12 protein-coding genes are annotated in these 13,558 nt (G+C 74.2%); 1 reads left to right on the top strand and 11 read right to left on the bottom strand.

What is annotated here, in order from left to right; translation table 11 throughout:
* Positions 1-96: 96 nt before the first annotated feature.
* The 8 genes from J1G43_RS16975 to eno all read right to left on the bottom strand — a co-directional run bounded on the left by J1G43_RS16975 (position 97) and on the right by eno (position 6,865).
* Positions 97-1,311 (bottom strand): hypothetical protein, encoded by a 1,215-nt coding sequence (locus J1G43_RS16975; RefSeq protein WP_207378899.1) that lies wholly within the window; start codon positions 1,309-1,311, stop codon positions 97-99.
* On the bottom strand, positions 1,308-1,637 hold the full coding sequence (locus J1G43_RS16980; protein ID WP_207341545.1) for a PadR family transcriptional regulator: 330 nt from the start codon (positions 1,635-1,637) through the stop codon (positions 1,308-1,310). Before J1G43_RS16980 ends, J1G43_RS16975 begins: the two co-directional genes overlap by 4 nt.
* A 219-nt stretch (positions 1,638-1,856) precedes the next feature.
* Positions 1,857-2,810: a Ppx/GppA phosphatase family protein gene (locus tag J1G43_RS16985; RefSeq protein ID WP_307859640.1), complete on the bottom strand. Its 954-nt coding sequence runs from the start codon at positions 2,808-2,810 to the stop codon at positions 1,857-1,859.
* Between the two features lie 87 nt (positions 2,811-2,897).
* Positions 2,898-3,419, bottom strand: a complete 522-nt coding sequence (locus tag J1G43_RS16990; RefSeq protein ID WP_242635953.1) for a DUF501 domain-containing protein — start codon at positions 3,417-3,419, stop codon at positions 2,898-2,900.
* A gap of 107 nt (positions 3,420-3,526) precedes the next feature.
* Entirely contained in the window at positions 3,527-3,991 is a 465-nt protein-coding gene (locus tag J1G43_RS16995; RefSeq protein ID WP_207341702.1) for a septum formation initiator family protein, read from the bottom strand.
* Between the two features lie 441 nt (positions 3,992-4,432).
* Complete coding sequence (locus J1G43_RS17000; RefSeq protein ID WP_207341542.1) at positions 4,433-4,843, bottom strand: hypothetical protein; 411 nt, start codon at positions 4,841-4,843, stop codon at positions 4,433-4,435.
* Positions 4,840-5,064 (bottom strand): hypothetical protein, encoded by a 225-nt coding sequence (locus J1G43_RS17005; protein ID WP_207378900.1) that lies wholly within the window; start codon positions 5,062-5,064, stop codon positions 4,840-4,842. The genes J1G43_RS17000 and J1G43_RS17005 overlap by 4 nt, the downstream gene beginning before the upstream one ends.
* A 520-nt stretch (positions 5,065-5,584) precedes the next feature.
* Positions 5,585-6,865: a phosphopyruvate hydratase gene (eno, locus tag J1G43_RS17010; RefSeq protein ID WP_207341540.1), complete on the bottom strand. Its 1,281-nt coding sequence runs from the start codon at positions 6,863-6,865 to the stop codon at positions 5,585-5,587.
* 161 nt (positions 6,866-7,026) lie between these two features.
* On the opposite strand from eno, the gene J1G43_RS17015 reads away from it, so the two are divergent.
* Complete coding sequence (locus J1G43_RS17015; protein WP_372437928.1) at positions 7,027-7,989, top strand: putative protein N(5)-glutamine methyltransferase; 963 nt, start codon at positions 7,027-7,029, stop codon at positions 7,987-7,989.
* A 131-nt stretch (positions 7,990-8,120) separates the two neighbouring features.
* Here the strand turns inward: J1G43_RS17015 and J1G43_RS17020 are convergent, their stop codons facing one another.
* The 3 genes from J1G43_RS17020 to J1G43_RS17030 all read right to left on the bottom strand — a co-directional run bounded on the left by J1G43_RS17020 (position 8,121) and on the right by J1G43_RS17030 (position 13,360).
* Positions 8,121-10,190 (bottom strand): endo-1,4-beta-xylanase, encoded by a 2,070-nt coding sequence (locus tag J1G43_RS17020; RefSeq protein ID WP_207378901.1) that lies wholly within the window; start codon positions 10,188-10,190, stop codon positions 8,121-8,123.
* Between the two features lie 216 nt (positions 10,191-10,406).
* Positions 10,407-11,798, bottom strand: coding sequence for a Re/Si-specific NAD(P)(+) transhydrogenase subunit beta (gene pntB / locus J1G43_RS17025; protein ID WP_207341538.1), 1,392 nt, complete (start codon positions 11,796-11,798; stop codon positions 10,407-10,409).
* 5 nt (positions 11,799-11,803) lie between these two features.
* A complete protein-coding gene (locus J1G43_RS17030; RefSeq protein ID WP_207341537.1) occupies positions 11,804-13,360 on the bottom strand; it encodes a Re/Si-specific NAD(P)(+) transhydrogenase subunit alpha in 1,557 nt (518 codons plus the stop codon).
* Positions 13,361-13,558 lie beyond the last annotated feature (198 nt).

Here is a 13,558-nt window from a genome sequence, read left to right on the forward strand (position 1 = left end):
GTCCAGGGACGAGCGGTGGGGACGTGGCCAGCGTAGGGCCACGTCCCCGCCGCACCCATCCGGGGTACCCGGTCACGGCGCACCCGGGACCGCGAGTCAGGGCGTGCCGGGCGCCGCCCGGGTCGCCGTGACCGTGGTCGGGGAGGTCGGTGCCACGTCGTCCGTCGTCCCGTCGGCCGGCTCGCCCGCGCCGTGCGTCGCGTCGTCCGTCGCCTCGTCCGACACGGCGCCGTCCGCCCCGTCACCCGGCACCGCGAGCGTCGGCGCCTTGGCGAACGGGTACGGCGGGGTGAGCGCCTGCACACCGGTCCGCGCCCGCCACTCCCCCGTCTCCGCGTCGTTCTCGAAGGCGGACTCCGGCCAACCGCGCAGCGGGTACACGTTCCACCGCGTCCGCCCGTCCTGCGTCGCCGCCGGGGCGAAGTACCACGCCTCGTCGCTGTCCGGACGCGACCACGGGCTCTGGCCGTCGTCGTAGGTCGTGCGGACCTGCCGGCCGCGGTCGTCGTAGATCTGCACGTCGGTCAGCGGGTTGCCCGCCGCGTCGTACACGAACAGGTTGCTCACGGGCATGCCGCCCACGACGACGCCGTCGACGGGGACCTCCTGCACCTGCACGTGCGACGGCCCGGCGTCCGCGTGGCGGTAGGCCCACGCCTCGGCCCGCAGCCAGCCGTCGTGGCCGGCCACCGTGGCCCCGACCGGCACCAGCGCGACGGCGGCCAGGACCGAGACGAGCTGCATCCGCTCGCGCGCACGCGGCGAGGCGAACCACTCGCCGCGACCGATCTGGGCGCTCACCAGGACGAGGCCGCCGAGCAGCAGCGCCCCGGCGAGGTGCCGCGGGAGCCACGCCGACTCCACGCCGAGCATGTGCACGACGACCTGGTAGACGACCCAGCCGCGCAGCACCCACCACACCGGCCGCAGGTCCGTGGCGAGATCCTCGACCGGGGGCCACCACGGCTCACGGCGCAGACGGGCGAGGACCCGGGAGGCCGCCTCCCGCACCCGGCGGTCCGGTGCGCGCAGCAGACGGCCCACACGACCGACGCGACCCGGCACCGGCTCGGCGGGGGCCAGGCCGGCCGCGGACCGCAGCTCGGCCGCGTAGGTCGCGGGTGTCCCGAACTCGTCCACCAGGGACCCGCGGTGCGCCCGACGCTCGTCCGCGAGCGCGTCGGTGAGGTTGGCCTCGAGCCCGTCGGTCAGGTCGTCGACCTGCTCCCGGTCGAGGTCGGCGAGAGCCTCGCGGACCTGCGCGGCGTACGTCCGGACGTCCTGCGCGATCGCGTCGTCCACGATGCTCATGCCACCTCCTCCGTCCCGAGCAGGCGCTGCATCGTGCCTGCGAACTCGTACCAGTCCTTGCGCTGCGCGCTGAGCACGGCCCGCCCCTCCGCGTTGATGCCGTAGTACTTGCGGTGCGGCCCCTCGTCGCTGGGCACGACGTACGACGTCAGCGCCCCGGAGGAGTACAGGCGCCGCAGCGTCCCGTAGACGGAGGCGTCCCCGACCTCCTCGATGCCCGCGGCACGCAGCCGCCGCACCACGTCGTACCCGTAGCCGTCCTCGTCCGCCACGACGGCGAGCACGGCCAGGTCGAGCACCCCCTTGAGCAGCTGCGTGGTGTCCATGCGGCCTCCCGCGGTCGTCCGGCCCGCCACACCGGCCCCGGGGTTGCATCGGGGCCGGTGTGCGGCACGTGGTGCGGGCACCCCTCCAGCGCCCGCAGCATGCACAGTACTGCGCAGTCCGCACTACTGTCTACGACGAGACACACGATGTCCCGACTTCACCCGTCCGCGCAGCCCGCACCCGTCGGCCGCCGGGCGGCCCGCTCGGTCCGGGACCGGTCAGCGCTCGGCGATGCTCCAGGCGATGCCGTCGAGGATGTCGTGCTCGGAGGTCACGACCTGCGTCAGCTCACCACCGGCGGCGGCGACGTCGGCCCGCACCCGCCGCACCACGTCACGCCACACGAGCGCCCCGGCACCGATGACGTCGACACGCCCCGGGTGCAGGTACGGCAGCGCCGCGCGCTGCTCACGCGTGCGGGCCAGCATGTCCTCGCACGCCGCGAGCACGTCGTCGACACCGAGGACGGCACCGTCGATCCGGTCCCGGTCGTAGTGGTCCAGGCCCAGCGCGTGCGCCGTGAGCGTCGTCACCGACCCGGCCAGCCCGACGAGGGTCACCGTGCGTCCCAGCGGGACCACGGCCGCCGCGGCATCGAGCGCCGCGTGCACGTCGGCGTCGGCCGCCGCGACCTGCGCCGCGGTCGGCGGGTCGTCGTGCAGGTGCCGCTCGGTCAGCCGGACCGAGCCGACGTCCATGGACACCGCGGCCTCGGGTGCGCCCGTGCCCAGCACCAGCTCGGTCGAGCCGCCGCCCAGGTCCACCACCAGGAACGGCCCGTCGAACCGGGTCGCGAGCACGCCGGTCGCGCCACGGAACGACAGCCGCGCCTCCTCGTCGCCGGCGACGACCTCGGGGTCCACGCCCAGCGCGTCCCGCACGCCCGCGACGAACTCGTCACGGTTGCGCGCGTCCCGCGTGGCCGAGGTCGCGACGAACCGCACCCGCTCCACGCCGAGCCGCTCGCAGACCTCGTGGTACCGGCGGGTGGCGTCGAGGGTGCGCGAGAGCGCCTCGGGCGCCAGCAGGCCGGTGCGGTCGACGCCCTGGCCCAGCCGCACCACCTCGTTGCTGCGCTCCAGGTCGACGAGGGTCCCCGCCGCCGGGTCGACGTCCGCGACGAGCAGACGGATGGAGTTGGTCCCGCAGTCGATGGCAGCCACGCGTGTCACCGGCACATCGTGCCACCGCGGACCGACACGTCGGACCGGAGGACGACCCGCGGACGACCCGCGGGCCGACGTACCGGGGTCCGCGGTTCAGCAGGTGCAGCGGTCGGGGCGCCAGCGCTCGGCGATCATCTCCAGCGCCAGGTCCCCCACCGGGTTGACCCCGGGTCCGGCGGCCAGCGCGTGCGCGACCAGGACGTGCAGGCACTTGACGCGGTGCGGCATGCCCCCGGCGGAGACGCCCGCGATCTCGGGTACGTGACCGAGCGCCTCGCGGTCCGCGAGGTAGGCCTCGTGGGCGCGCCGGTGCCCCGCCGCGAGCTCCTCGTCCTCGACCAGCCGCGCGGTCAGCTCCTTCATCACACCGGTCGCCTCGACGGCGCTGACGGCGGCCACCGCCTGCGGCGACGTCAGGTAGTACGTCGTGGGGAAGGGCGTGCCGTCGTCGAGCCGCGGGGCCGTGCGGACCACCAGCGGGCGCCCGCACACGCAGCGCGCCGCCACACCGACGACGCCGCGCGGCGGGCGACCGAGCTGCTCCCGCAGCACCTCGACGTCGCGCGGGCTGACAGCGTCCGTCCCGGGGGTGACGGGGGTGGGCGCGTCGGGCAGCGCGGAGGGTCCGGGGACGTCGCGGTGCGCGGTGGGGTCGGGTCGTGCGGGCACGTCGGTCCGTTCGGTCGGCGGGGGCGGTCCGTCCATTGTCCCCCACCGGCACGTCAGTCCGTGGGGACCGTGGGCTCCGCCGGCAGGGGCGGGTCGTCGGCGGGCGCCACCGGGTCGGCCGGCGGCTCGCCGTCGACGTCCAGCGCACCGGCGACCTGCACGGACTCCCAGACCGTCGCGTACCAGGGCTGCGTCGAGCCGTCGACGGGCGAGGCCGCCGGACCGTCAGCCGCCACCGGGGCGTCGGGCACGACCTCCGGGTCGACGACGCGGAACGCGGTCTCCCCCGGCATCACGAACGACAGCCGCTCGCGGGCCTGGGCGATGACGTACGCGTCGTCGTCCCACCGCCGCAGCTCGGCCTCGAGGTCGGCGTTCTCGGCGCGGGCCGCCTCGGTGGCGGCCCGCAGCTGCTCGACCTCGGCCCGCGACTGCAGGTACGAGCCCAGGGTCGGGTACACCAGCACGAACGCCACGAGCAGCACCAACGAGAACACCATCGCCCGCACCGTGAACATGCGGGGCACGGGCAGGCGGGTGGCCGCGGACGGCGTACCGCGGGGCGGGGTGCCCGCCCGGCCCGGGCCCGGACGCCCGGCGCCGCGCCCCGCACCGGATCGCGACGCACCGGCCTTCGACACCGGCCCCGAGCGCGGCGACGCGCTGCGTACGCCTCGCGGCGACGTCGACGGCTTCGCCGGCCTGGCCGCCGACCCGCGTCCCGCGCGTGGCACCGACCCCGACGACGGCTCGTCCCGACCCGAACGGCCGCCGGAGCGGGGCGTGGGAGGACGACGGGGGGACGGCATGGCCTTGATTCTGCCTGTCGCACGGCAGATCGGCCGCACGTGGCGGTGTGCGTCGCGTGGAGGCTCGACCTGGCCGTGTCATGACCGGAGATCGCGGGGCGTGGGGCCGCAGGGCAGACCGCCGGCCTCGCCGGAGGGGCGGCCGCGCCCTCACGGCCGGGGGTCGGGCCGGTCCGCGCTCGGCGCGGACGGCGCGCGGAGGGGCTGCCCGCCCGGCGACCTGAGGAGGAGGCCCGACAGCCCCACCAGCACGTACACGGCGCCGTACCACCAGGGGATGAGCGGGTTCCGGGCGAACACCCCGGTCAGGGTCACGAGGACGCCCGCCACGACCACGGCCCAGCACGCCACGACCGACCACGCGTAGACGCCCACGGCGAGCCCCACGGCGACGACGAGGAGGACGACGGACGCCGCGAGCGAGAGGTCGACCGGAGCGCCCGCGCCAGCGACGTGCCACTCACCGCTGATGGCCGCACCGAGCGCAGGCATCGCCGGGGCTCCCACCAGCGCGCAGCCGAGGACCCGCCACACGCTCACCCCGCCCGAGGGGCCCGTCACCTCCCCGGCACCGCTGCGGGCCGGTACAGCCGCGCGACGACGTGCTCGCCGCGCGCCGGCCGGAGCTTGTCGGCGACGTGCCGGGAGCTCTCCTCCGAGAGGGCACGACCGGCCCGGACCAGGCCGGCGTACGCCTCCACCTCGGGCGACAGCGGCTCGAGATGGCCGTACACGTCGTCGTCGAAGGGCGCCTGGAGGTCAGAGGTGGCGAGCGTGTCCACTGGTGCGACTCCTCGATCGAGGCTGGCTCGGCGGCTAGACATGGTGCCGCCTGGAGACGAACAGCACCCTCGGCTCCGCGACTCGTCGAAGCCGAGGGTGCAGCGCGATCACGAGCTGGAAGGCGACGACGTCGGATCCACCGTCCTCGCGTCAGGTGCGGTGGGGTCGCCAGTGCCACCGATGCACATCGCTGCGACAGCAGTCAAATTAGGGACGACCGGACAAGTGGGTCAACCGCTGCGGCGGATCATCTCACCACCCGGATCGGTCGCGAGGATGTCCGACAGCGCATCGTCTGCCGGTGAGCAACCACTCGAGGCTCGAGGGTCGGGAGCCGGGACACCAGCCGGCTCCCACCCGCAGCGGCGACGCCGCGGACGGTGTCACGCAGCACCGGTGACGGGTCAGGATCGGGCCGCTCGCGGTCCGACGCCGCGTCGGGGGTCGACCCCTGGCGCCAGGCACGACGACGCCCGGCCCACCGTGACGGTGGACCGGGCGTCGTCGGTCAGGCCGGGATCAGCCCTGGAAGCGCGGGAAGGCGCTCGCACCGGCGTAGACGCCGGCGTCGTCGAGCTCCTCCTCGATGCGCAGGAGCTGGTTGTACTTGTTGATGCGCTCGCCACGGGCGGGGGCACCGGTCTTGATCTGGCCGGCGTTCGTCGCGACCGACAGGTCGGCGATCGTCGTGTCCTCGGTCTCGCCGGAGCGGTGCGAGGTCATCGTCGTGAAGCCGTTGCGCTGCGCGAGGGAGACCGCGTCGAGCGTCTCGGTGAGCGAGCCGATCTGGTTGAGCTTGACCAGCAGCGAGTTGGCCGCCTTGAGCTGGATGCCCTTGGCGAGGCGCTCGGGGTTGGTGACGAACAGGTCGTCGCCGACGATCTGGACCTTGTCGCCGATGCGCGCCATGAGCGCGACCCAGGCCTCCCAGTCGTCCTCGGCCAGCGGGTCCTCGATGGAGACCAGCGGGTAGTCCGCGACGAGTGCCTCGTAGTACTCGATCATCGCGGCCGACTGCAGCTTCTGGCCCTCGAACGCGTACTTGTCGTCGGCGAAGAACTCCGTCGCCGCGACGTCGAGCGCGAGCGCGACGTCCTTGCCGGGCACGAAGCCGGCCTTCTCGATCGCGGTGATGATGAGGTCGAGCGCGGCACGGTTGCTCGGCAGGTTGGGGGCGAAGCCGCCCTCGTCGCCGAGACCCGTCGACAGGCCGTTGCTCTTCAGCACGGACTTCAGGGAGTGGTAGACCTCGGTGCCGGTGCGCAGCGCCTCACGGAACGTGGGGGCGCCGATCGGGGCGACCATGAACTCCTGGACGTCGACGTTGGAGTCGGCGTGCGACCCACCGTTGAGGATGTTCATCATCGGCACGGGCAGGACGTGCGCGTTGGGGCCGCCGACGTAGCGGAACAGCGGCAGGTCGGCCGAGTCGGCCGCGGCCTTGGCGACCGCGAGCGAGACGCCGAGGATCGCGTTGGCGCCGAGCTTGCCCTTGTTGGGCGTGCCGTCGAGCTCGATGAGCGCGGCGTCGACGAGACGCTGCTCGCTCGCCTCGAAGCCGATGAGCTCCGGGCCGATCTCGTCGATCACGGCGTTGACCGCGCCCTGGACGCCCTTGCCGCCGTAGCGGGGGTCGTCGCTGTCGCGGCGCTCGACGGCCTCGAACGCGCCCGTGGACGCACCCGAGGGGACGGCCGCGCGGGCGATGGTGCCGTCGTCGAGGGCGACCTCGACCTCGACAGTGGGGTTGCCGCGCGAGTCAAGAATCTCGCGGGCGCCGACGGCCTCAATGCTGGCCATGGCTGCTCCTTCGACAGACGGTGGGTTTGCCTCCCCAGCCTAGTGCCGCCGGTGACCACGTGCCGGGGGACCTTCGGCTGCTGGACACGACCCCCTGACCAGGGACGATGCGAGGCCGTCGGTCCGCTCCCCCCGGGGCGCCGGACGTGCGAGCATGCGACGTGACCTCCGGACCGCCCCCCGCGACACCCGTCGGGCCCGGCGCCGGGGTGCCCGCGGAACCCCCGGCCGCGCTCGTCGCGCGGCTGCGCGCGGCGGGCTGCGTGTTCGCGGAGGACGAGGCCGTGCTGCTGCTCGCCGCGGCGGCGGAGCGCCGGCGGACCGGCGGGCACGGCGGGCACGGCGCGGCTGCGCAGGCGCCCGAGGGGTCGCCCGGCTCGTCGCCCGACGACGAGGAGCCGCCCGGCGACGAGCCGGGCCCGGCCGAGGACGCGGTGCTCGCCGCGCTCGTGGCACGCCGCCTCGCGGGCGAGCCCTTGGAGACCGTGCTCGGCTGGGTCGCGTTCGCGGGGCTGCGGTTGCAGGTCGGGCCGGGCGTGTTCGTGCCGCGGCGCCGCACGGAGCTGCTGGCGCGCACGGCGGTAGGGCTGGCCCGCGGCGCGGGGTCGACGCGTGCGACGGGGCCGGCGGTCGTCGTCGAGGCGTGCTGCGGCGTGGCACCCGTCGCCGCGGTCGTCGCGCGGGACGTGCCCGGGGCGGACGTGCACGCGGCCGACCTGGACCCCGTGGCCGTGACGTGGGCGGCCCGCAACCTCGCCGGCACGGGCCGCGCCTGGGCGGGCGACCTGCTCGACCCGCTGCCCGCGGACCTGCGCGGGCGGGTCGACGTGCTCGTGGCGAACGCCCCCTACGTCCCGCACGACGCGATCGCGACCATGCCGCCCGAGGCGCGCGAGCACGAGCCGCACCTCGCGCTCGACGGCGGCCCGGACGGTCTCACGGTGCAGCGTCGGTTGCTGGCCGCCGCGCCCGCGTGGGTCGCGCCCGGCGGGCACGTGCTCGTCGAGACCAGCGTCGGCCAGGCCGCGGCGACGCGGGCGGCGTGCCCGGCGGGCTGGGCGACCGAGGTGCTCCACGACGACGACGTCGACGGCACGGTCGTCGTCGCGCGCCGCCCCGGCTGACGCCCCGAGCACTCCCCCGGGCGCCCACGGACCGGGACAGGACCGACGCGAGACCGGGCTCAGAGCGCGGACCGGCCCCGATCAGCGATCGCGGTCTCGCGAGCGGTCCGCCCGTTCAGTGGATGCGTCACTCACCCGACCGCGCACGGGACGCCGCCGAGCGCGAACGACGTCGGACGCGGGTTGCTGCCCGTGTGCGAGCCGTTGAAGCCGATGTCGACCGACCCGCCCGGCGCGAGCGACCCGTTCCACGCGGCGTTGGTGGCCGTGACGCGGGCTCCGGACTGCGTCCAGGACGCCGACCAGCCCTGCGTCACCCGCTGCCCACCGTCGAGGCTGAACGTCAGCGTCCACCCCGACAGCGCCGAGGTCCCGGTGTTGGTGACGCGGACACCCGCCGTGAAGCCGGTGTTCCAGTCGTTCGTCGTGTACGCGACCCGGCACGCTCGCGGGTCGGCGGGAGTCGGCGTGACGCTGGGCGTCGCCGTGACGGTCGGCGTGACGCTCGGCGTGGGCGTGACCGTCGGCGTGACGCTCGGCGTGGGCGTGACCGTCGGCGTGACCCTGGGCGTCGCGGTCACCGAGGGCGTCGGCGTGGGCGTCGCACCGATGCGGGACGGGTCCACGATCCCCCAGTACGCGGGCTTGGCCTGCAGCGCGCCGTCGAACAGGAGCGGCGCCGCACCGGACCGCAGCCACGTCCGCGAGTCCTCCAGGCCCCAGATCGTGATCGACTCGAACGACGAGGCGTGACGCTCGAGCATCGCGAGCATGTCGCGGTAGTAGTACCCCTGCTCGAGCAGGCGGTCGGCGGGCGGCTGCGTCCACGTCTCGCCGGAGTCGCGGTACGCGGAGACGTCGAGCTCGGTGACCGCCTGGGTCACGTCGAGGGCCTCGAACGCCTCGATCGTGTCCTCGACCATCGGGATCGAGCGACCGACCTCGACGTGCAGCTGGTGGCCCACGCCGTCGACGGGCACACCCTGGGCGAGCAGGTCGGTGACGAGCCGCAGGTACGGCGCGCGCTTGTCGGGGTACTCGGTGTTGTAGTCGTTGATGAACAGCAGCACCTCGGGGCCGAACGCGGCGCGGGCGTAGCGGAAGGCGTCGGCGATGTACGACGGTCCGAGGACCCGGTACCACTCGCTGCGGCGCAGGCCGTCGGGCTGGCTCTCGTCGATGACCTCGTTGACCACGTCGAACGCGAAGATCGGGTTGCCGGGCGTGCCGTACTCGCCGTACGTCTCGCGGTAGTGGTCGGCGACCGCCTCGATGTGGGTGCGCAGCCGCTCGCGCAGCAGCGCCTGGTCGGCCGCCGACGTGGTCAGCGCCGCACCGTCGCGCTGGAAGAACCAGTCCGGCGTCTGCTGGTGCCACAGCAGCGTGTGCCCGTAGACGCGCATGTCGTGCTCGATCGCCCAGTCGACCAGGCCGTCGGCCGCCGCGAACGTGAAGGTGCCCTCGGTCGGCTGGATCGCGTCGGGCTTCATCTGGTTGCCGGGCGTGATCTGCTCCGCGTGGTGCGCGAGCAGCTCGCCCCGGCCGCCGAGCAGGTCCTGCGGCTCCACCGCGATGCCGAACGGCACGGACACCGCGTCCGAGACGGGCGTCAGCGAGAGGTCGGGGGTGTAGCGGACGCCCGACACCAGGACGTCGTCGACCATGACGTCGGCGGGCGAGGAGACGGACTCGACGTAGAGCGACGCGGTGTCGAACAGGCCGGGGGTGTAGGTCGCCGTCACCTGCCGCCACTGGCTGGAGACGCCCTCGACGGTGGTGAGCGTCTCGTACGACGGCTGCCCGTCGAGGTCACGCTGCACCGAGACCCGCAGGTCGGCGGTGCCGGCGCCGTCGGGCAGCCGCAGCCACAGGCCGATCGTGTAGGTCGTGCCCGGCTCGAAGATCTCGGTGACAGGGATCAGCGCGCCGTCCCACGGGTCGACGCGGTCCTGCACCAGCAGGCTCCCGGCGCCCCGGGCACCGGTCGCCGTGGTGCTCACGCTCGCGGCGCCGCGCGCCTGCCAGCCGTCGAGGCCGGACTCGAAGTCGCTCGTCAGCACCACGGCCGGCGACAGCGCGCCGGCGGGGGTGGCGAGCGACGACACCAGGGCGCCGGCGGCGACCAGGGCGAGGGCGACCAGGGCCGCCGCAGCGGCGACGACGGGCCGGAGGGCCGACGGGACGGGACGGGCGGACGGCATGACGGGCTCCTCGCGCTGGGGTGGATCGTCACAGCACGACCCCGCGCGAGGCTAGGTCCGCACGTGCGGCGCGGTCAGCCCACGAACCGTTTCAGCACCGCAGGCGCGACGGGGCGGCGACGCAGGACGGGGCCACGACGCGGGACCGGGCCACGACGCGGGACAGGGCGGCGACGCCACGCGTCACCGCCCTGCCCCGGCCTCGGTCCGCCTGCGTCAGCCGACCGTCAGCGGTGCGACGATCTGCTCCACCTGGTCCTTGGCGTCGCCGAACAGCATCGCGGTGTTCTCACGGAAGAACAGCGGGTTCTGCACGCCCGCGTACCCGGTGGCCATCGACCGCTTGAACACGATCACCTGCTTGGCCTTCCAGACCTCGAGCACGGGCATGCCCGCGATCGGCGACGACGGGTCGTCCAGCGCGGAGGGGTTCACGGTGTCGTTGGCGCCGATGACCAGCACGACGTCGGTGTCCGCGAAGTCGTCGTTGATCTCGTCCATCTCCAGGACGATGTCGTACGGCACCTTCGCCTCGGCCAGCAGCACGTTCATGTGCCCGGGCAGGCGGCCGGCGACCGGGTGCACGGCGAACCGCACGTCGACGCCCTGGCCGCGGAGCTTCGACACCAGGTCGGCCACGGGGTACTGCGCCTTGGCGACGGCCATGCCGTAGCCGGGGGCGATGACGACGCGCTGCGCGTCGCGCAGCATGTCGGCGACCTCGACCGCCGTGACCTCGCGGTGCTCGCCGTAGTCCGTGTCGCCCGCCGCGACCTTGCCGCCCTCGGCCCCGAACCCACCGAGGATCACCGAGACGAACGACCGGTTCATCGCCTTGCACATGATGAACGAGAGGATCGCGCCGGAGGACCCGACGAGCGCGCCGACGATGATGAGCAGGTCGTTGCTCAGCATGAACCCGGCCGCCGCCGCGGCCCACCCGGAGTACGAGTTGAGCATCGACACGACGACGGGCATGTCGCCGCCGCCGATCGACGCCACCAGGTGCCAGCCGAGCGCGAGGGCGACCACCGTCATCAGCGCGAGCGGCAGCAGGGAGTGGTCCGCCAGGAACCAGGCCATGAGCCCGCCCGACGCGACGAGCGCACCGAGGTTCAGCCAGTTGCGACCCGGCAGCATGAGCGGCGCGCTCTTGATCCGCGCCGACAGCTTGAGGAAGGCGACGATCGACCCGGTGAAGGTGACGGCACCGATGAGCACGCCGAGGAACACCTCGACCAGGTGCACCGCGTCGGGCTCCTCGGTGAGGAACGAGTTGAAGCCGACGAGCACGGCCGCCAGGCCGACGAACGAGTGCAGCACCGCGATCATCTCGGGCATCTGCGTCATCTCGACGCTGCGGGCGCGCCAGATGCCGATGCCCGCACCGAGCGCGAGCGCCATGGCGATGAGGAACAGCGTCACGGGCACGGCCCGCTGGGAGACGTCGGCGGCGAGCGCGACCGTGGCGAGCAGCGCGAGGGCCATGCCCGCCATGCCGTAGAGGTTGCCGCGACGGGCGGTCTCCTGCTTGCTGAGCCCTGCCAGGGACAGCACGAAGAGGATCGCCGCGATCAGGTAGACGGCCTGGGCCAGTGACGTGAGCACGCCCGTCACGCCTCCTTCCGGAACATGTGGATCATGCGGAACGCGACGAGGAACCCGCCGAAGATGTTGATCGCGGCGACCGTGGCGGCCACGAACGCGAGGGTGCTGACCACCCAGCTCGAGTGCCCGATCTGCAGCAGCGCGCCGACCAGGATGATGCCGCTGATGGCGTTGGTGGTGGCCATGAGCGGGGTGTGCAGCGAGTGGCTGACGTTCGAGATGACGTAGTAGCCGACGACCACCGCGAGCGCGAACACGGTCGCGTGCCCGAGGAACGAGGCGGGCGCGGCCGTCAGCGCGAGCACCGTGAGCACGGCACCCAGCCCCGCGAGCACGGCGTTGCGACGCCCACGGCGCTGCGCGGCGGCGACCGCAGCGGCCTTCTTCGCGGCGGCCTCCTCCGGCGTCTCGACGGGAGCGGGCGCGACGGCGGCCGGCGCGGCGGAGACGGCGACGGGCGGCGGGGGCCACGTGACGTCGCCCCCCGTGGTCACGGTCATGCCGCGCTGCACCGGGTCGTCGAGGTCGAGGACGAGCTCGCCGTCCTTGCCCGGCGTGAGCAGTGCCAGCAGGTGCACGACGTTGGTGCCGAAGAGCTGCGAGGTGTGCTGCGGCATGCGGCTGGGCAGGTCGGTGTAGCCGAGGATGATCACGCCGTTGTCCGACACGACGCGCTCGCCGGGGACCGTCAGCTCGCAGTTGCCGCCGCCGGAGGCCGCCAGGTCGACGATCACCGAGCCCGGCCGCATCGCGGCGACCATCTCCTTGGTGATGGTCCGCGGCGCCTGCCCGCGCACGAGCGCGGTGGTGACGACGACGTTCGCCCACGCGGTCTGCTCGGCGTACATCTGCGCGGTGAGGCGCTCCTGCTCGGCCGTGAGCTCGCGGGCGTAGCCGTCCGTCGAGACCTCCTGGCTGGCGCCCTCGGCCTGCACGAACGTCGCGCCCATGGACTCGATCTGCTCGCCCACCTCGGGCCGCACGTCGAACGCGCGGACCTGGGCGCCCAGGCTGCTGGCGGTGCCCAGGGCGGCGAGCCCGGCGACGCCGGCGCCGATGACGAAGACGTTGGCGGGCGGGGTCTTGCCCGCGGCGGTCATCTGGCCGGTGAACATGCCGCCGAACTCCTCGGCGGCCTCGATCACGGCGCGGTACCCCGCGACGTTCGACAGCGTCGACAGCACGTCGAGCGCCTGCGCGCGGGAGATGCGCGGCACGGCGTCGAGGGCCAGGGCGGTGATGCCGAGGGCCGCCAGACGCTCGGCGAGCCCTGGGTCCGCGAACGGCGCCATCGTGGCGACGAGCGTGGCACCGCGGCGCATCGTGCCGACGTCGGCCGGCAGGTGCACGGCGGTGACGACGTCGCTCGCCATGACCTCGGCGCGCTCGGTCACCGTCGCGCCGGCCGCCCGGTACGCGTCGTCGGTGAACGTCGCGGCCGCGCCGGCGTCGTGCTCGACGAGCACGTCGTACCCGAGGCCGCTGAGCTTCGCGACGGTCGCGGGCGTGGCGGCGACGAGCCGCTCTCCCGGGCGCTGCTCGCGCGGGACGCCGATCCTCATGCGTGCTCTCCTTCGACGGTGACGGGGGGCGGGCCGGGCCCGCTCGCAGGCTCATCTTCGCGGTCCCGGACCGGTGACGGGTCGGACCTTGGACCCGGTAAGCGTATTCCGAGCCCGCTTCGGGCGGACGAGTCCTTGGTCACCCTCTCGTCGTCTCACCTCCCGAGACGCACGCCTCGACGCCGTCGCCCACCGTTG

It is taken from the genome of Cellulomonas sp. zg-ZUI22 (genome assembly GCF_017353535.1).
In the GTDB taxonomy this organism is placed as follows: domain Bacteria; phylum Actinomycetota; class Actinomycetes; order Actinomycetales; family Cellulomonadaceae; genus Cellulomonas; species Cellulomonas wangleii.

Coding starts and splice junctions, on each gene's coding strand:
- J1G43_RS16975 (WP_207378899.1), bottom strand. CDS start 1,311: ATGAGCATCGTGGACGACGCGATCGCGCAGGACGTCCGGACGTACGCC.
- J1G43_RS16980 (WP_207341545.1), bottom strand. CDS start 1,637: ATGGACACCACGCAGCTGCTCAAGGGGGTGCTCGACCTGGCCGTGCTC.
- J1G43_RS16995 (WP_207341702.1), bottom strand. CDS start 3,991: ATGTTCACGGTGCGGGCGATGGTGTTCTCGTTGGTGCTGCTCGTGGCG.
- eno (WP_207341540.1), bottom strand. CDS start 6,865: ATGGCCAGCATTGAGGCCGTCGGCGCCCGCGAGATTCTTGACTCGCGC.
- J1G43_RS17020 (WP_207378901.1), bottom strand. CDS start 10,190: ATGCCGTCCGCCCGTCCCGTCCCGTCGGCCCTCCGGCCCGTCGTCGCC.
- J1G43_RS17030 (WP_207341537.1), bottom strand. CDS start 13,360: ATGAGGATCGGCGTCCCGCGCGAGCAGCGCCCGGGAGAGCGGCTCGTC.